Genomic DNA, 17,136 nt, shown 5'->3' on the forward strand with positions numbered 1-17,136 from the left:
GAGAGGACGCAATGGCCGAGTTCGTCGGAGCCATCGACCAGGGCACCACCAGCAGCCGATTCATGATCTTCGATCACGGCGGCAACGAGGTGGGCCGCCACCAGCTCGAGCACGAGCAGATCCTCCCGCAGGCCGGCTGGGTCGAGCACAACCCCGTCGAGATCTGGGAGCGCACGTCCGCGGTCATCCAGACCGGGCTGAACAAGACCAACCTCTCGGCGGGCGACCTGTGCGCGCTGGGCATCACCAACCAGCGCGAGACCACCGTGGTGTGGAACAGGCGCACCGGACGCCCGCTCTACAACGCGATCGTCTGGCAGGACACCCGCACCGACCGCATCGCCACCGCGCTGGACCGGGACGGCCGCGGTGACGTCATCCGGCGCAAGGCCGGGCTGCCACCCGCCACCTACTTCTCCGGGGGCAAGATCCAGTGGATCCTGGAGAACGTCGACGGGGCCCGCGAGCTCGCCGAGAGCGGCGACGCGCTCTTCGGCAACACCGACACGTGGCTGATCTGGCAGCTCACCGGCGGCGTGAACGGGGGCGTGCACGTCACCGACCCGACCAACGCCAGCCGCACGATGCTGATGAACCTGGAGACCCTCGACTGGGACGACGAGCTGCTCGGCTTCTTCGGCGTGCCGCGGACGATGCTGCCGGCGATCAAGCCCAGCTCGGCGCCGACCCCGTACGGCACGACGCTGGTCAACGGCCCCTTCGCCGGCGAGGTGCCGATCACCGGCGACCTCGGTGACCAGCAGGCGGCCACCGTCGGCCAGGTCTGCTTCGCCCCCGGCGAGGCCAAGAACACCTACGGCACCGGCAACTTCATGCTGCTCAACACCGGCACCGAGCTGGTGCGGTCGAAGTCGGGCCTGCTGACGACGGTCGGCTACCAGTTCGGCGACGACGCGCCGGTCTACTGCCTGGAGGGCTCGATCGCCGTCACCGGGTCGGCGGTGCAGTGGCTGCGCGACCAGCTCGGCATCATCTCCGGGGCGTCAGAGAGCGAGTCGCTGGCCCGTCAGGTGCCCGACAACGGCGGGGTCTACTTCGTGCCCGCGTTCTCCGGGCTGTTCGCCCCGTACTGGCGCTCCGACGCCCGCGGCGCGATCGTCGGGCTCTCCCGGTTCAACACCAACGCCCACCTGGCCCGGGCCACGCTGGAGGCGATCTGCTACCAGAGCCGCGACGTCGTCGACGCGATGGAGAAGGACTCCGGCGTGCACCTGGAGACCCTCAAGGTCGACGGCGGCGTCACCTACAACGAGCTGTGCATGCAGATCCAGGCCGACGTGCTCGGCGTGGACGTCAGCCGCCCGGTCGTGGCGGAGACGACGGCGCTCGGCGCGGCGTACGCGGCGGGGCTCGCGGTGGGGTTCTGGAAGAACACCGACGAGTTGCGTTCCAACTGGAACGAGTCGAAGCGCTGGACACCGCAGTGGTCCACCGAACAGCGTGAACAGGGCCACGCACGCTGGAAGAAGGCCGTGGAACGGACGTTGGACTGGGTGGACGTCGACTGACCCGACCCGCCACCGACGAGTGGGACGTTCGTACGAACCGAGGCGACGGGCGTCCCACTCGTCGCACACACCGAACGCACGAGAGGACACACCATGAGATCGGTCGCGCTCTCCCCCGAGGCCCGCGGGGCCGCGCTGGACGCGATGGCTGCGACCTCCTCACCCGGCACCGAGCTCGACGTGCTCGTCGTCGGGGGCGGCGTCGTCGGCGCCGGCAGCGCGCTCGACGCCGCCACCCGGGGGCTGACCGTCGGGCTCGTCGAGGCCCGCGACTTCGCGTCGGGGACGTCGAGCCGCTCCAGCAAGCTCATCCACGGCGGCCTGCGCTACCTGGAGATGCTGGACTTCCGGCTCGTCGCCGAGGCGCTGTCCGAGCGCGGGCTGCTGATCGACAAGCTGGCGCCGCACCTGATCCGGCCGGTGCCGTTCATCTACCCGCTCAAGCACCGCGGGTGGGAGCGGTTCTACGCCGGCGCGGGCGTGGCGCTCTACGACACGCTGGCCCGGGCGTCGGGCAACGCGGCCGGGCTGCCGCTGCACCGGCACCTGACGCGCCGCGGCGCGCGCCGGATCGTGCCGTCGCTGCGCAAGGACGCCCTGGTCGGCGCCCTGCAGTACTACGACGCCCAGGTCGACGACGCGCGGCACACGATGTTCATCGCCCGCACGGCTGCGGCGTACGGCGCGCACGTGGCCACCCGGTCGCGGGTGGTGGGCCTGCTGCGCGAGGGCGAGCGCGTCACCGGTGCGGAGGTGCACGACCTGGAGACCGACCAGGTGATCAAGGTGCACGCCCGGCAGGTCATCAACGCCACGGGCGTGTGGACCGACGACACGCAGTCGATGGTGGGCGAGCGCGGCCAGTTCAAGGTCCGGGCGAGCAAGGGCATCCACCTGGTCGTGCCGCGCGACCGCATCCAGGGGTCGTCGGGGCTGATCCTGCGCACCGAGAAGTCGGTGCTGTTCGTCATCCCGTGGGGTCGGCACTGGATCATCGGCACCACCGACACCGACTGGGACCTCGACAAGGCCCACCCCGCCGCGTCCGCCGCCGACATCGACTACCTGCTCGACCACGTCAACGAGGTGCTCGAGCAACCGCTCACCCACGCCGACGTCGAGGGCGTCTACGCGGGCCTGCGGCCGCTGCTCTCCGGCGAGTCGGACGCCACGTCGAAGCTGTCGCGCGAGCACGCGGTGGCGCACACCGCACCCGGGCTCGTCGTCGTCGCCGGGGGCAAGTACACGACCTACCGGATCATGGCCAAGGACGCCGTGGACGCGGCGGTGCACGCACTGGACGCGAAGGTGCCGCCCTCGGTCACCGAGAAGGTGCCGCTGCTGGGCGCCGAGGGGTTCAGCGCGCTGAAGAACTCCCGGTACGTCCTGGCGGCGCGCTACGGCGTGCACGAGGCGCGGATCGCCCACCTGCTCGGCCGGTACGGATCCATGATCCACGAGGTGCTCGAGCTCGTGGACGCCGATCCCGGCCTCGGCCAGGAGCTCGCCGGGGCCCCGGACTACCTGCGCGCGGAGGTCGTCTACGCGGCCTCGCACGAGGGTGCGCGGCACCTGGAGGACGTCCTGGCCCGCCGCACCCGCATCTCGATCGAGACGTTCGACCGGGGCATCGGCGTGGTCGAGGAGGTCGCCGGGCTCATGGCACCGGTGCTGGGCTGGAGCACCGGCCAGGTCGCGCGCGAGGTGGAGCACTACCGCAAGCGCGTCGACGCGGAGCGGGAGAGCCAGAAGATGCCCGACGACGAGACGGCCGACTCCGCCCGCATGGGCGCGCCGGAGGTCGTGCCGCTGCGCTGACCCCGGCGGGCGGGGGTGTGGGTCCGTACGGTGAGGGCGTGGCCGACCTGATCACCGTCGAGGACATCACCGCCGCCGCGGACGCCATCGCCGGGCACGTGTTGCGCACGCCGTCCGTGGCCTCGCCCGGGCTCGCCGCGCACCTCGGCGTGCCCGTGTCGCTCAAGCTGGAGATGCTGCAGCGCACCGGTTCGTTCAAGCCGCGCGGGGCCTTCCGCAAGCTGCTCGGCCTCTCCGCCGCCGAGCGTTCGGCCGGTGTGGTGGCCGTCAGCGGCGGCAACCACGGGCTCGCGGTCGCCGACGCCGCGGGTGAGCTGGGGATCGCGGCCACGATCGTCATGCCGGAGTCGGTGCCGGCCCGGGCGGTCGAGCAGTGCCGCGCGTCGGGCGCGACGGTCCGGCTCACCCCGGAGATGGCGGGTGCGTTCGCGCTGCTCGACGAGCTGGTCGCGGCCGGGGCCACCCTGGTGCACCCCTTCGACGACCGCACCGTGCTGACCGCGCAGGGCACGGTGGGCGCCGAGTTCGCCGCCGACGCGCCGGGGCTCACCGACGTGCTCGTCAGCATCGGCGGGGGCGCGCTGATCTCCGGGGTGGCCACGGCGTTGGGCGGGCGGGACAGCCGCGTGCGGGTGTGGGGCGTGGAGACCGAGGGCGCCGACTCGATGTCGCGGGCGATCGCCGCCGGGGCCCCTGTCCGGTTCGAGCCGACGTCGGTGGTGACGACCCTCAGCGCGCCCTACGTCACGGACCTGACCCTGGCGCACGTGCGCGCGCTCGTCGAGGACGTGCTGGTGGTGTCCGACGCCGACGCCGTGCGCGGCGCCCTCACCCTCGCCGAGCAGTCGAAGGTGTGGGCCGAGCCGGCCGCGGGCTGCCTGGTGGCGGCCGCGTACCGCGTGCTGGACCGCGTGGGGCCCGACGCCCACCTGGGGCTGGTGCTCTGCGGCGGCAACTCGACCGTCGCCGACCTCGCGTCCTGGACCGACCGCTTCGCCGCCACCCCCCTGCCGCCGCGCGAGCCCAGCCACACGCGCTGAGCGCCGACCCCCGGGGAAGCGCGGTTCGCGACCCGGACGAGGGGGAAGCGACCACGGGCGGCGGGCGTTGCACCGGGCGTGCGGACGGACGTGGTCGTGATCGGGGCCGGACAGGCCGGGCTCTCCGCCGCGTCCGGGCTCGCCCGGGCGGGCGCCGACTTCGTCGTGCTCGACGGCGAGGACGGCCCCGGCGGGGCGTGGCGGCACCGCTGGCCCACGCTGCGCGTGGACGACACGCACCGCATCCACGACCTCCCGGGCCTGCCCTTCGACTCGGTCGACCCGACCCGTCCGGCGGCCGAGGTGGTGCCGGAGTACTTCGCGGCCTACGAGCGCGAGTTCGGCCTCGACGTGCGGCGGCCCGTGCGCGTGCGCGCCGTGCACGACGATCCCCCGGACCTGGTCGTGGAGACCGACCGCGGCACCTGGACGGCCCGCGCCCTGATCAACGCCACCGGCACCTGGACCCGCCCCTTCGTGCCCCGCTACCCCGGCACCTTCGACGGCAGGCAGCTGCACGTCGCCGAGTACGGCGGGCCGGCCGGGTTCGCGGGGGAGCGCGTGGTGGTCGTCGGCGGCGGGACGTCGGCGGTGCAGCTGCTGATCGAGATCGCGGCGGTGGCCGCGGACACCGCATGGGTGACGCGGCGCCCGCCCGTGTTCTCCGACGAGCCGTTCGACGGGCGCGCGGCCGTGGCGCGGGTCGAGGAGCGGGTGCGGGCGGGCCGGGCCCCCGGCAGCGTCGTGTCGGTGACGGGCCTGCTGCGCACCCCGGCGGTGCGCGCCGCGCAGGAGGCCGGGATCCTGCGACGCCGCCCGATGTTCGACCGGCTGGTGCCCGAGGGCGTCGCCTGGGCGGACGGGACGACGTACGCCGCCGACGTCGTCCTGTGGGCCACCGGCTGGCGGGCCGCGCTGGGCCACCTCGCCCCGCTGCGGCTGCGCGGCCCGGGCGGCGGGATCGCGATGGACGGCACGCGGGTGCGCGCCGACCCGCGGGTCCACCTCGTCGGCTACGGCCCGTCGGCCAGCACGATCGGTGCCAACCGCGCGGGGCGCGCCGCGGCCCGGGAGGTGCTGCGCGGCCTCGTTCCCGCGGCGGGCCGCTCGGGTTCCCCATGACCTCCCGGTCGTGCCCGAGCTACCCCACCCGCCCCACCACCAGGCCGACGGCGGTGGCCGCGCTGCCCCCGATGTTGAGCGTCGCCACCGTCCCCGCCCCCTCGACCTGCGTGTCCCCCGCCCGCCCGGTGACCTGGCGCGCCGCGTCGTGCAGCATCCGCACCCCGGTGGCGCCCACCGGGTGCCCGCCCCCGATCAGCCCGCCGGAGGGGTTGACGGGCAGCGCGCCGCCGCGGGCGATGCGGCCGTCCTCGACGGCCTTCGCGGCCGGGATCCCGAGGTGCTCCAGCGCCACGTACTCGGTGATCGTGAAGCAGTCGTGCAGCTCGATCGCGTCCAGGCCCTCGGGTCCCGCGATCCCGGCCCGGCCGTAGGCCTCGGTGATCGCGGTGCGCAGGTGCGGGAACAGGTACTCCCCGCCCCGGCTCGCGTCGAGCTTGTCCTGCAGACCGAGCGAGCCGGTGCGATGGCCCCAGCCGCGGATCACCGCGGGGGTCCGGCCGGTGCGCCGCGCCCACTCCTGCGCGTAGCGCCGCCCGGCGAGCACGACCGCCGCCGCGCCGTCGGTGATCCGCCCGCAGTCCGCCGCCCGCATCTCCCCCACCACCCGCGGGTTCGCCTCGTCGTCGGCCGCGGTGACGACGTCGGTCCAGCCCCGGGTCTGCGCGAGGGGGTTGGCGCGGGCGTTCTCGCGGTTGATCTCGGCGATGGCGCGCAGGTGGCCGCGGTCGAGGCCGTCGCGGTCGTCGACCTCCTGCGCGATCCGCTCGAACAGCGTGGGCCACGGCAGCCCGTCGGGGAACTCCTCGCGGCCCACCCAGGCCGCGCAGCCCAGGTGGTCGGCCGCCTGCCGCCCGCCGACGTTGCGCATCAGCTCGACGCCGGTGACCAGCGCGACGTCGTAGCGGCCCGCCTCGATCTCGGCCATCGCGGTGAGCACTGCGATGCTGCCCGACGCGCACGCCGCCTCGTGGCGGCTCGTCGGGAGCGCGGACCAGGCCGGGTCGAGCGTGGTGAGCAGCGCACCGAGGTGGGCCTGCCCGGTGAACAGCTCGGCGGCGAGGTTGCCGACGTGCGCGGTCCCGATGTCCGCCGCGGGCACCTCGGCGTCGGTCAGCGCCCCGGTCACGGCGTCGGCCAGCATCGCGCGCAGCGGCTCGTCGGAGACCCTGCTCCAGTTCGTCGCGAAGTCGGTCTGCGCCCCGCCGAGCACGAACATCTGTTCCGTCATGGGTCCACGATCGGCCCTGCGGCGCCTGTGGACAACTCCCCCGCGGGGTCGGACCTGCGTGCCACACTCCTCTCCATGACCGCGCTGCCCGAGTACGCACGCCCGCTCACGAGCGCCGAGTACGCCGCGCTACCGGAGGACATCGATGCGCGCTTCGAGCTCCAGGAGGGCAACCGCGTGATGTCGCCCAGCCCGGTCCCCCGTCACCAGCTCGGCCATTTCCGGTTGGCCGCTCAACTCGACGCGCAGCTGCCCGGCCACGTCGTCCTGCAGGAGGTCGACATCGATCTCGAGCTCGTTCCGCCCGACCAGCCGGGCACCGTGCGGGTCCCGGACGTGGTGGTCGTCCCCCGTGAGGCGTTCCAGCGGGTCGACGAGCATGGAGGTCTGCTGCGTGCGAGCGATGTCAGCCTCGCCGTCGAGATCCTGTCCCGCGGGTCGGTCCGCACGGACTCCAGGATCAAGCACGAGGAGTACGCCGATGCCGGTATCGGCCACTACTGGATGATCGACCTGCTCGACGGCCCGTCCCTTGTCGCCTGCCATCTGGCCGGCGCGTTCGGTTATCGCGACGACGAGCCCGTCCGCGGCACCGTCGTCACCAGAGCGCCGTTCCCACTGCGCATCGACCTCGACGCCCTGCTCGCCTAGTCGTACCCAGGCCTCCTCGGTCGGTCCGTCCACCCCTCACCCGTCCGTCCGCACCTCGGTGCCGTCCTGGCCCCACCGCGTGTGGAAGCTGCCCTCGGCGTCGGTGCGCCGGTAGGTGTGGGCGCCGAAGAAGTCGCGCAGGCCCTGGATGAGGTTGGCCGGGCCCCGCTCGCGCCGGTAGCCGTCGTAGTAGCTCAGCGAGCTCGCGAACGCCGGTACCGCCACGCCCTGCTCGGTGGCGGTCACCACCACCCGGCGCCACGCGTCCTGCGCGTCCGCCACGGCCTCGGTGAAGTAGGGCACCATCAGCAGGTTGTCGAGGTCCGGGTGCTCGGCGTAGGCGTCGCGGATCCGGTTGAGGAACTGCGCGCGGATGATGCAGCCGCCGCGCCAGATGGTGGCCATGGCGCCGAGGTCGAGGTCCCAGCCGTTGGCCTCCGACGCCGCCCGCATCTGCGCGAAGCCCTGCGCGTAGGCCACGACCTTGCTGGCGTAGAGCGCCTGGCGGATGTCGTCGACCAGCCCGTCCGGGCCCGCACCGGGCGTCGGGCCGGCCAGCGTGCCCGCCGCGGCCTTCCGCTCGTCGCGCAACGCCGAGAGCCCGCGGGCGAACACCGCCTCGGTGATGCCGGTGAGCGGCACGCCCAGGCCGAGTCCGTCGACGGCGGTCCAGGTTCCGGTGCCCTTCTGCTCGGCCTGGTCGACGATGACGTCGACGAGCGGGCCGCCGGTCGTCCCGTCGGTCTTGGCGAGCACCTTCGCGGTGATCTCGATGAGGAAGGACTCCAGGTCGCCGGAGTTCCACTCCTCGAAGACCTTCGCGATGGCCGGGGCGTCCAGCCCGCCGACGTGGGTGAGCAGGTCGTAGGCCTCGGCGATGAGCTGGATGTCGGCGTACTCGATGCCGTTGTGCACCATCTTCACGTAGTGCCCCGCGCCGTCGGGCCCCACGTGCACGCAGCACGGCGTGCCGTCGACGACGGCCGCGATGGACGTGAGGATCTGCTCCACCTCGGCGTAGGCGGCAGGGTCGCCGCCGGGCATGATGCTCGGCCCGAGCAGCGCGCCCTCCTCACCGCCGGACACGCCGACCCCCATGAACCGCAGACCCTTCGCCGCGCACTCCGCGGTGCGCCGCCTGGTGTCCGGGAAGTGCGAGTTGCCCGCGTCGATGATGATGTCGCCCTCGTCGAGCAGCGGCGTGAGCTCCTCGATCACGCCGTCGACGGGCTTGCCCGCCTTCACCATCACGATGATCCGGCGCGGCTTCTCCAGCGCCGCCACGAAGTCCTCCAGCGACTCGGCGGCGGTGAACGCCCCCTCGTCGGAGTAGGCCTGCATGAACTCCCTGGTCTTCGCGGCGGTGCGGTTGTGCACGGCGACCGGCACCCCCCGCGAGGCGATGTTGCGGGCCAGGTTCGCCCCCATGACGGCCAACCCAGTGACCCCGATGACGCTCACGGACTCTCTCCTTCGGTGGTGGATCGCACTTCGGAGCCATACTGCTTACTTCCGGGCCTCGGCGCAGCGTTCCGGCTCCGAAGTGCGGATGAACACGCTAGAAGGACGCGGCTGCGGGGATGATCTCCTTGCCCAGCAGCGTCAGGCGGTCGGTCTCCCAGACGCGGGGCACCCAGCCGTGGGCCTCCTGCACACCCTGCTTGCCGAGGGCCTCCAGCTGGGTGAGCAGGTCGTCGACCGTGCTGCCGCCCTCGCCCACGTCGAGGGGGAGCATCACCGTCTTCTCGATGTCGTCGTAGTCGCGGCCGACGTCGGCGCAGTGGCCGCGCAGGACGTCGAGCTTGCGCTCCAGCTCCGGGCCGGGGAACAGGTTGCACGCCTGGGCGTACTGCGCCACCAGCCGCAGCGTCTTGCGCTCCCCGCCCCCGCCGATGAGGATCGGCGGGCGCCGGATCGGCTGCGGCGCGTTGAGCGTGCGCCCGAGCCGGTAGTGCGTCCCCTCGAACGGCCCGTCGTCGTCACCCCACATCTGCAGGCAGATCCGCAGGGTCTCCTCCAGCCGCTCGAACCGCTCGGCGGTGCCCGGGAACGGCAGCCCCAGCCCAGCGGCCTCGTCGCCGTTCCAGGCCGCGCCGATGCCGAGCCAGGCCCGGCCCTTCGACAGCACGTCCAGCGTGCTCACCAGCTTCGCCAGCATCCCCGGCTCGCGGTAGGTCACGGCCGTGACCCAGGCCAGCAGCTCGACGCGCTCGGTGCGGGCCGCGAGGTAGCCCAGCGTGGTGTAGGCCTCCAGCATGTCGTGCTCGGGCGGGCCGAGCACGCCGATCTGCCAGACGTGGTCCATGACGCTCACGCGCGCGAACCCGGCCTCCTCGGCCGCCACCACGACGCGCGTCAGATCGTCGGCGAGCCCCGCGGGCCCGCTCGGGTAGGTGAAGTCCGCGACGTGCAGACCGATCTTCACAGCGATCTCTCTTCCGCGGCCACCACCTGCGGCCGCTCGCCCCGACGCTAGTCCTGCCACGCCGGTCCTGCCTGGGCCCGACGATCCCTGGCGGCAGCGACCGGGCAGGCGTACCGGTCGCCCGCCGGACCGCCGTTCCGCCATCCGGCACACCCTGCCCGTCCCGGCCGCTCGCGACGTAGCGTGCGGCAGGTCGTCGAGTACGGGAGGTCCACCGGTGTCGGAGTACGAGGTCGTGTTGCTGCGGCACGGTGAGACCGTCGGCTACGACGGTGATCTCGGGCTCACCCCGCTGGGCGAGAAGCAGGCCCAGGAACGCGGGTCGGCCCTCGCCGCGGAGATCACCCCCGGCACCCCGGTGCGGATGCCGCACGCCCGCACCGCCCGCGCCGTCGCGACCGCCGTGACGTTGCGCGAGGCGCTGGTCGACGGCGGGGTCGCCCCGGGACCGCTGTACCCGGAACCGTGGTTCGACAACCTGCGCTACTCGCTGCACGGCGACGGCGTCGACGCCTCCGACGGCGTCACCGCCCGGCTCGCCCTACCCGAGGGGGAGCTCCCGGACTGGGCGCGCGAGTTCGACCGCTTCGACAGCGACTACCGCTCCGGCGCCGCGGCGGGCGGGCCGATCGACTACTGGCTGCGCAACCCGACGCTGTACTTCGAGCCGCCGCACGTCGCCGCACACCGCTTCTGGCGCGGGATCACCGAGGTGGGGCGCGACGCGCCGGACGGCCTCCTCGTCATCGTCGCCACCCATTCCGCGCCGATGCGGGCGTTCATGGCGACGACGCTGGGCGAGGACCCGGGCGAGCCCCACAACCTCGAGGACATCCGGGTGCGGGTGCGCCCGGGCGGTGCGGCCACCGTCACCTTCCGCGGGCGCTCGACCGGGATGACGGTCCCGCCGCACCTGCCGCCGTGGATCGACCGCGACTGGTTCGAGTCCTACGGCCGCTGACCGGCTGCCCGGCGCCGTTCAGGTGGTCATCTCCTCCGGTGGACGCCCGGCGGGGACGGCGACCGGGGCCGGCAGGTCGAGCGTGTACGCCGTCATCGACAGCGAGCCGTAGGCGTAGCCGTCCACGAGCACGTCCGCGCCGCGGCCCGCGGCCGCGCCCAGCCCGGCCAGATAGAGCAGCGGGATGAAGTGGTCGGCCGTGGGCACCGCGGCGTCGAAATCAGGCGCGCACTGGATCGAGGGCAGCGTGTCGGGCGAGCCCGTCATCGTGGCGCGCGCGGCGTCGTCGAAGCGGTGGGCCCAGTCGAAGCCCTCGTCGGGGCGGCGCGGGTCGATCCCGCCCAGGTTGTGCACGACGTTGCCGCTGCCCACGATCATGACGCCGCTCTCGCGCAGCGGGGCGAGCTTCGCGCCGAGCTCCAGGTGCCGGTCGAACGGCTTGGTCGCGTCGATCGACAGCTGCACGACCGGGACGTCGGCGTCGGGGAACATGTGCGTGAGCACCGACCAGGTGCCGTGGTCGAGACCCCAGCTGTCGACGTCCTGGCCCACCCAGGTCGGCTTCGCGATCTCCTCGACCTCGGCGGCCACGTCGGGCGCGCCGGGCGCCGGGTAGTCCAGCGCGAACAGGTCCTGCGGGAACCCGAAGAAGTCGTGGATGGTGCGCGGGCGCGGCATCGCGGTGACGGCGGTGGCGTTGATGTACCAGTGCGCCGACACCACCAGCACCGCGCGGGGACGGGGCAGTGCCGCACCCAGCGCCCGCCAGGACCCGGTGTAGCGGTTGGACTCCAGGGCGTTCATCGGGCTCCCGTGCCCGATGAACGCGGCGGGCATGACGGTCATGCCGGGGTGCCGAACCGCAGCACCGCCAGCACCAGGGCCAGCACGCCCAGCACCAGCGGCGGGATGATCGTCTCCTTGCGGCGCAGGTGCACCACGACGGCGCAGGCCATCGTGATCGCCAGCCCGAGCGCCGCGATCGGCACGAGCACCGGCGCGATCCCGGTGACGGCGGGCAGGATCAGGCCCAGCGCCCCCAGCACCTCGACGGCACCGATCCCCTTGACGGCGTTGCCGGAGAAGTCGTCGGCCCAGCCCATGCCGGAGCTCACGAGCGCGGGCTTGGGCCGGACGAGCTTCATGATCCCGGCAGCCAGGAAGGCCAGGGCCAGGACGATCTGCAGGATCCACGCGACGACGGTCATGGTGCGCTCCTCGCGCTCGACGTGACTTGAACACTCAACAATGTAGTGCATGAAGCATGAACGCTGAAGTATCTGGGCCGCTCGTCACCCGACCGTGACCGGTGCCGCACGATGAGCCGTGCTCCCCATCCTGCTGGCGCTCGGCACCGCGGTCGGCTACGGCGTCGCCAACTACCTCGCGCCCGTGCTCGGCCGCCGCATGCCGCTCGCCGCCGTGCTGCTGGGCAGCCAGGTCGCCGGGCTCGCCGTCTCGTTCCTGCTGACGCTGGGCGCCGACCTGCGCATGACCGGTCCCGGCCTGGCGTTCGCACTGGCCGCGGGCGTGAGCAACGCCGGCGCGCTGGCCTGCTTCTACCGCGCGGGCCGCACCGGCAACCTCAGCGTCCTGTCCCCGATCGCGGCGAGCGGCGCGATCGTGCCCGTGCTCGTCGGGCTGGCCGCGGGCGACCGCCCGAGCCCCCTGCAGGCGGCCGGCATCCCGCTCGTGATGGCCGGGGTCGTGCTCGCCGCGCGGCGGCCGTCGGCCGCGTCCGGTGTCCGGCGCACCGACGGCGTCGGGTGGGCCCTGCTCGCGGGTGCCCTGTTCGGCACGTTCCTCGCGACCTACGCCGGCGCGGCGGCCGACACCTCGGCCGGGGCCCTGCTCTGGTCGCGCGTCGCGCTCGTGGTGTCCACGGGCCTGGGGATCGCGCTGCTGCGCGCGCCCGTCCGGGTCACCCCGCGCGACGGCGGGCTCGTGCTCGTACCCGGCCTGCTGCTGGCCCTGGGCACCTTCGCGTTCGGCGAGGCGACCCGGCTCGGGCTGCTCAGCGTCGTCTCGGTGATCGCCACCCTCAACCCGGTGGTGACGGTCGTGCTCGCCTACCTGCTCCTGCGGGAGCGTCCCGCGCGGGTCCAGCGGGCCGGGGCGGTGCTGGCGCTGGCCGGGATCGCGTTGCTCGCCGCGGGTTGAGGCGCACACGACGTCGCCGGCAACGGTGAGCCCGACTAGAACGCGGGCCAGGGGATGGCCGGGCCGTACCCGGTGGGCTCGGGGAAGGTCGGCTCGGCCAGCAGGGCGTCGACGCGGGACGAGAGCGTGCGCACCTCACGCCGGGTGAGGTGCTCGCCCAGGATGTCGGCGAGGCTGCCGTCGAGTTCGGCGCGCAGCTTCTCCAGCGCCTCGACGACCTCGGCCGGGAGGGCCTGGCCGACCCAGCCCCACAGCACGGTGCGCAGCTTGTCCTCGACGTGCAGCGTCAGCCCGTGGTCCACGCCGTAGAGGTGGCCGTCGGTACCGGCGAGCACGTGCCCGCCCTTGCGGTCGGCGTTGTTGACGACGACGTCGAACGCGGCCATCCGCTGCAGGGCGGGGGTGTCGGCGTGCACCAGCACGGCGGGCTCGCCCCGCTCGCCGCGTGCCCGCAGCACCCCGATCCAGCCCTGCGGCACCCGTTTCGGTGAGCAGACGTCCACCAGCTCCCGCTCGTCGGTGGTGTCCACCCACACCTGCACCATCCCCGGGCCGAACGGCCCGTCCCGCAGCAGCGTCGGCGGCACGACGCGGAGACCGGCCGCCTCGGACACCAGGTACGACGCGACCTCGCGCCCGGCGAGAGTGCCGTCCGGGAAGTCCCAGAGCGGGCGCTCCCCGCGCACCGGCTTGTACACGCACTTCGCCTCGACCCCGTCGGCGCTGACCGTGCCGAACAGGGTGGCGTTGGAGGCGTCGACGAGGCGGCCGGTGATGTCGATGCGGCCGTGGCGGAGCAGCTCCGGCACCGCCGGGTCGCGCGGATCCACCTGCGAGGCGCCCAAGGAATCGGGCTCAGTCGCCGACGGGGGTGCGCTGGCGGTAGCCGTTGAGGCGCACGCAGACGTGGCCCTCGGGATCGAGCGCCTCGGCGCACAGCGGGCACGGCGGCCGGCCGGCCGAGACGACCTTCTCGGCGCGGTCGGCGAACGCCTGGGCCTGCGTCGGGGAGAGGAACACGCGCAGCGCGTCCGGGCCCTCCTCGGCGTCGTCGAGGACGACCGACTCGTCGACCTCCTCCTCGCTCACCGCGAGCAGCTCGACGACGACCGACTTCGAGTCGGCGTCCCAGCCCAGGCCCATCGTGCCGACGCGGAACTCCTCCTCCAGCGGCACGGCGAGGGGGTCGAGGTCGCTGCCGGGGCCGGTCTCGGACTCGTCGGTACCGAACCGGCGCGAGACCTCCTCCAGCAGCGCGGCGATGCGCTCGGCGAGCACCGACACCTGTTGCTTCTCCAGGAGCACGCTGATCGTGCGCGACTCCTCGATGGCCTGCAGGTAGAAGGAGCGGTCGCCGGGCTCGCCGACGGTCCCGGCGACGAAGCGCTCGGGCTGGCGGAAGACGTGGATGACGCGTGACATGGCCCCTCCATCGTAGACCGCCCGGAGCCCGAAGGCAGGTCGCGGATCAGGTGGTACCGCCCACCACGGCGTCGGAGCTGCGGGCGGCGGACCGGCGGCGCCTCTTCGGCGGCGGCGGGATCAGGCCCGCGACGTCGCCCCCGAGGTCGTTGACCCGCGCCACGAACGGCCGGGTCTCGGTGTAGTGCACGACGCTGATCGAGGCCGTGTCGACCATGATCCGCTGGAAGTTGTCGAGGTGGCTGGCCAGGGCGTCGGCCAGGATCGCCTTGATGACGTCGCCGTGGCTGCACGCCACCCAGACGGCCTGCGGGCCGTGCGCGGCCGCGATCCGGGCGTCGTGGCGCCGCACCGCGGCCACCGCGCGGGCCTGCATGGCGGCCAGCCCCTCGCCGCCGGGGAACACCGCGGCCGACGGGTGGCCCTGCACCACCTTCCACAGCGGTTCCTTGCCCAGCTTCTTGAGCTCGGAGCCGGTCCAGCTGCCGTAGTCGACCTCGGCGAGGTCGGGTTCGGTGAGCGGTGCCAGCTCCCGCTCGGTGGCGAGTGGGGCGACGGTCTGCTCACAGCGCAGCATCGGCGAGCACACGATCTCCGCGATCGGCACCCCGGAGAGCCGCCCGACGACCTTCTCGGCCTGCGCGCGGCCGGTGTCGTCGAGTTCGACGCCCGGCGTGCGCCCGGCGAGCACGCCGGACACGTTGGCCGAGGACCGGCCGTGCCGCAGCAGGATCAGGGTGGTCACAGCACGACCCTACGTGCCGATCACCGGACCCGGCCCGCAGCGCACCCCGCCCCGACGTCGCAGTGGCGTGGCCCCACTCCGACCCGGTTGCAGTGGAGCCACACCACTGCGACCCGGGGGCGAGGGTCAGACCGCAGAGAGCCAGCCGGCGCTCAGGGCGACCAGGAGCACCGCGCCCAGGGCCACGCGGTACCAGACGAACAGGTAGACGCTGTGGCCCTCCACGTAGCGCAGCAACCAGGCGATGGAGGCGTACCCGACCACGAAGGCGATGACGGTGGCCACGATCATCTGGACCGGGCTCGGCCCGTCGCCCGCGAAGACGTCGGGGATCTGGAACAGCCCGGCGGCGAACACCGCCGGGATCGCCAGCAGGAACGAGTAGCGCACGATGGCCGGGCGGGTCATGCCGAGGAACAGGCCCGCGGTGATCGTGCCACCGGAGCGGGACACCCCCGGGATCAGGGCCATGGCCTGCGCGAACCCGAGCGCGATGCCGGTCCGCGGCGTGATCTTGCGCAGCTCGGTCTGCTGGCGCCCGACGCGCTCGGCCAGCCCGAGCAGCAGCCCGAAGACGATCAGCGAGACGGCGATCAGCCACAGGTTGCGGCCCACCGTCTGGATCTGGTCCTCGAACAGCAGGCCCAGCACCGCGATCGGGATGGTGCCGATGATCACCAGCCAGGCGATCTTGTAGTCGTCGGTGATACGCACCATCGGCGTGCGGAAGCCGCGGAACCAGACCGCCACCAGGCGCCCGATGTCCTTGGCGAAGTAGACGACCACCGCCGCCTCCGTGCCCAGCTGGGTGACCGCCGTGAACGCCGCGCCGGCGTCGCGGCCGAAGAACACCTCGGAGGTGATCCGCAGGTGGGCCGAGGAGGAGATCGGGAGGAACTCCGTCAGACCCTGCACCAGTCCGAGAACGAGAACTTCGAGCCACGTCACGTGGAGCGACCGTACTGGGGTCGGTGATCGCACCCGCCGTAGGCTCCCCGCATGCGGCGGCGACGGGTCGGGAGCAGCGGGCTGGAGGTGTCCCGCATCGGCCTCGGCACCATGACGTGGGGCGAGGCCACCGACCTCGACGCCGCCACCGCCCAGCTCACCGCGTTCGTCGACGCCGGGGGCAGCCTGGTGGAGACCGCCGACGGCTACGGCGACGGCGCCGCGCAGGAGACGCTCGGCGCGGTGCTGGCGGCCTCGGTGCCCCGCGAGTACGTCGTCATCGCCGGGCGCTCGACCCTTCCCGGCGGCCCCTTGGGCGACGGCCCGGCCCGCGGCGCCCTGCTCACCGGCCTGGAGGCCACCCTCACCCGACTGGGCACCGACCATCTCGACCTCTGGCAGCTCCCCGCCTTCGACGCGACCGTGCCGCTGGACGAGACCCTGTCGGCGGTGCAGGTCGCGGTCATGTCGGGCCGGGCACGCTACGCCGGGCTGGTCGCACCGAAGGGCTGGCAGCTCGCCACGGTGGCCGAGCGGGGGCGCGCCCTGGGCGCGGTGACGGTGCCGGTGTCGGCGCAGGTGGAGTACTCGCTGCTGGTCCGCGACGTCGAGGCCGAGCTGCTGCCCGCCGCGCTGCACCACGGCGTCGGGCTGCTGGCGTGGGCCCCGCTCGGACGCGGCGTGCTCACCGGAAAGTACGCCGACGGCACCCCCGCCGACTCCCGCGGTGCGTCGGCCTCGCTCGCCCCCTACGTCGAGACGCGGCGCACCGAGCGGGCCGGTCGGATCGTGCAGGCGGTGCTCACCGCCGCCGACGGGTTGGGCACGTCCCCGCTGGCCGTCGCGCTGGCCTGGGTGCGGGACCTGCCCGGCGTCGCGGCGGCGGTGGTCGGGGCCCGCGACGCCGCGCAGCTCGCCGCATCGATGGCTACGGAGTCGGTGACGCTGCCCGCGGAGATCCGGGCGGCGCTCGACGACGTCAGCGAACCGGGCTGAGACCGACGAGCTGGGACCGTCGAGTTGGGACCGTCAGGTCCCTGGCCCCGGCGCGTGACCGGGCCTATCGTGTGGTGCCATCCGCCGT

General features: G+C 73.5%; 17 protein-coding genes. 8 read left to right on the forward strand and 9 right to left on the reverse strand.

Annotated elements, in window-relative coordinates:
* The first annotated feature begins 11 nt into the window (after nucleotides 1-11).
* From glpK to Q1K26_RS24520, 4 genes are all read left to right on the forward strand, one after another.
* Nucleotides 12-1,529 (forward strand): glycerol kinase GlpK, encoded by a 1,518-nt coding sequence (glpK, locus tag Q1K26_RS24505; RefSeq protein WP_300017674.1) that lies wholly within the window; start codon nucleotides 12-14, stop codon nucleotides 1,527-1,529.
* Nucleotides 1,530-1,673: 144 nt separating this feature from the next.
* On the forward strand, nucleotides 1,674-3,347 hold the full coding sequence (locus Q1K26_RS24510; protein ID WP_300017790.1) for a glycerol-3-phosphate dehydrogenase/oxidase: 1,674 nt from the start codon (nucleotides 1,674-1,676) through the stop codon (nucleotides 3,345-3,347).
* A 38-nt stretch (nucleotides 3,348-3,385) separates the two neighbouring features.
* Nucleotides 3,386-4,387 carry a pyridoxal-phosphate dependent enzyme gene (locus tag Q1K26_RS24515; protein ID WP_300017677.1) on the forward strand — a complete coding sequence of 334 codons (1,002 nt, stop codon included), beginning with the start codon at nucleotides 3,386-3,388 and terminating at the stop codon, nucleotides 4,385-4,387.
* 96 nt (nucleotides 4,388-4,483) lie between these two features.
* On the forward strand, nucleotides 4,484-5,509 hold the full coding sequence (locus tag Q1K26_RS24520) for an NAD(P)-binding domain-containing protein (RefSeq protein WP_300017680.1): 1,026 nt from the start codon (nucleotides 4,484-4,486) through the stop codon (nucleotides 5,507-5,509).
* Nucleotides 5,510-5,528: 19 nt separating this feature from the next.
* Here Q1K26_RS24520 and Q1K26_RS24525 read toward each other — a convergent pair whose 3' ends face one another.
* Complete coding sequence (locus Q1K26_RS24525; protein ID WP_300017683.1) at nucleotides 5,529-6,740, reverse strand: acetyl-CoA acetyltransferase; 1,212 nt, start codon at nucleotides 6,738-6,740, stop codon at nucleotides 5,529-5,531.
* Between the two features lie 75 nt (nucleotides 6,741-6,815).
* Here Q1K26_RS24525 and Q1K26_RS24530 point away from each other — a divergent pair, with 75 nt between their 5' ends.
* On the forward strand, nucleotides 6,816-7,391 hold the full coding sequence (locus tag Q1K26_RS24530) for a Uma2 family endonuclease (protein WP_300017686.1): 576 nt from the start codon (nucleotides 6,816-6,818) through the stop codon (nucleotides 7,389-7,391).
* A 36-nt stretch (nucleotides 7,392-7,427) separates the two neighbouring features.
* Here Q1K26_RS24530 and gndA read toward each other — a convergent pair whose 3' ends face one another.
* Nucleotides 7,428-8,852, reverse strand: coding sequence for an NADP-dependent phosphogluconate dehydrogenase (gndA, locus tag Q1K26_RS24535; protein ID WP_300017689.1), 1,425 nt, complete (start codon nucleotides 8,850-8,852; stop codon nucleotides 7,428-7,430).
* Nucleotides 8,853-8,949: 97 nt separating this feature from the next.
* Nucleotides 8,950-9,816, reverse strand: coding sequence for an LLM class F420-dependent oxidoreductase (locus Q1K26_RS24540; RefSeq protein WP_300017692.1), 867 nt, complete (start codon nucleotides 9,814-9,816; stop codon nucleotides 8,950-8,952).
* A gap of 217 nt (nucleotides 9,817-10,033) precedes the next feature.
* Between Q1K26_RS24540 and Q1K26_RS24545 the strand changes: the two genes are divergently transcribed.
* The gene (locus Q1K26_RS24545) at nucleotides 10,034-10,777 is read left to right on the forward strand and encodes a hypothetical protein (protein WP_300017695.1); all 744 of its coding nucleotides are present in this window, start codon (nucleotides 10,034-10,036) and stop codon (nucleotides 10,775-10,777) included.
* An 18-nt stretch (nucleotides 10,778-10,795) separates the two neighbouring features.
* On the opposite strand, the gene ygiD is transcribed toward Q1K26_RS24545, so the two are convergent.
* Nucleotides 10,796-11,623 (reverse strand): 4,5-DOPA dioxygenase extradiol, encoded by an 828-nt coding sequence (ygiD, locus tag Q1K26_RS24550; protein WP_300017697.1) that lies wholly within the window; start codon nucleotides 11,621-11,623, stop codon nucleotides 10,796-10,798.
* The gene (locus Q1K26_RS24555; RefSeq protein WP_300017700.1) at nucleotides 11,620-11,985 is read right to left on the reverse strand and encodes a DoxX family protein; all 366 of its coding nucleotides are present in this window, start codon (nucleotides 11,983-11,985) and stop codon (nucleotides 11,620-11,622) included. The genes ygiD and Q1K26_RS24555 overlap by 4 nt, the downstream gene beginning before the upstream one ends.
* Before the next feature lie 118 nt (nucleotides 11,986-12,103).
* Between Q1K26_RS24555 and Q1K26_RS24560 the strand changes: the two genes are divergently transcribed.
* Nucleotides 12,104-12,937: a DMT family transporter gene (locus Q1K26_RS24560; protein WP_300017703.1), complete on the forward strand. Its 834-nt coding sequence runs from the start codon at nucleotides 12,104-12,106 to the stop codon at nucleotides 12,935-12,937.
* A 35-nt stretch (nucleotides 12,938-12,972) separates the two neighbouring features.
* Here Q1K26_RS24560 and Q1K26_RS24565 read toward each other — a convergent pair whose 3' ends face one another.
* From Q1K26_RS24565 to Q1K26_RS24580, 4 genes are all read right to left on the reverse strand, one after another.
* Nucleotides 12,973-13,782: an SCO1664 family protein gene (locus tag Q1K26_RS24565; protein WP_300017706.1), complete on the reverse strand. Its 810-nt coding sequence runs from the start codon at nucleotides 13,780-13,782 to the stop codon at nucleotides 12,973-12,975.
* 10 nt (nucleotides 13,783-13,792) lie between these two features.
* Complete coding sequence (locus Q1K26_RS24570; protein WP_300017709.1) at nucleotides 13,793-14,359, reverse strand: DUF3090 domain-containing protein; 567 nt, start codon at nucleotides 14,357-14,359, stop codon at nucleotides 13,793-13,795.
* A gap of 46 nt (nucleotides 14,360-14,405) precedes the next feature.
* Complete coding sequence (locus Q1K26_RS24575; RefSeq protein ID WP_300017712.1) at nucleotides 14,406-15,104, reverse strand: histidine phosphatase family protein; 699 nt, start codon at nucleotides 15,102-15,104, stop codon at nucleotides 14,406-14,408.
* 126 nt (nucleotides 15,105-15,230) lie between these two features.
* The gene (locus tag Q1K26_RS24580) at nucleotides 15,231-16,052 is read right to left on the reverse strand and encodes an undecaprenyl-diphosphate phosphatase (RefSeq protein ID WP_300017715.1); all 822 of its coding nucleotides are present in this window, start codon (nucleotides 16,050-16,052) and stop codon (nucleotides 15,231-15,233) included.
* A 51-nt stretch (nucleotides 16,053-16,103) separates the two neighbouring features.
* Between Q1K26_RS24580 and Q1K26_RS24585 the strand changes: the two genes are divergently transcribed.
* Entirely contained in the window at nucleotides 16,104-17,048 is a 945-nt protein-coding gene (locus tag Q1K26_RS24585) for an aldo/keto reductase (protein WP_300017718.1), read from the forward strand.
* The last annotated feature ends 88 nt before the right edge of the window (nucleotides 17,049-17,136 follow it).

This window comes from Pseudonocardia sp. (genome assembly GCF_029263155.1).
GTDB lineage: Bacteria > Actinomycetota > Actinomycetes > Mycobacteriales > Pseudonocardiaceae > Pseudonocardia.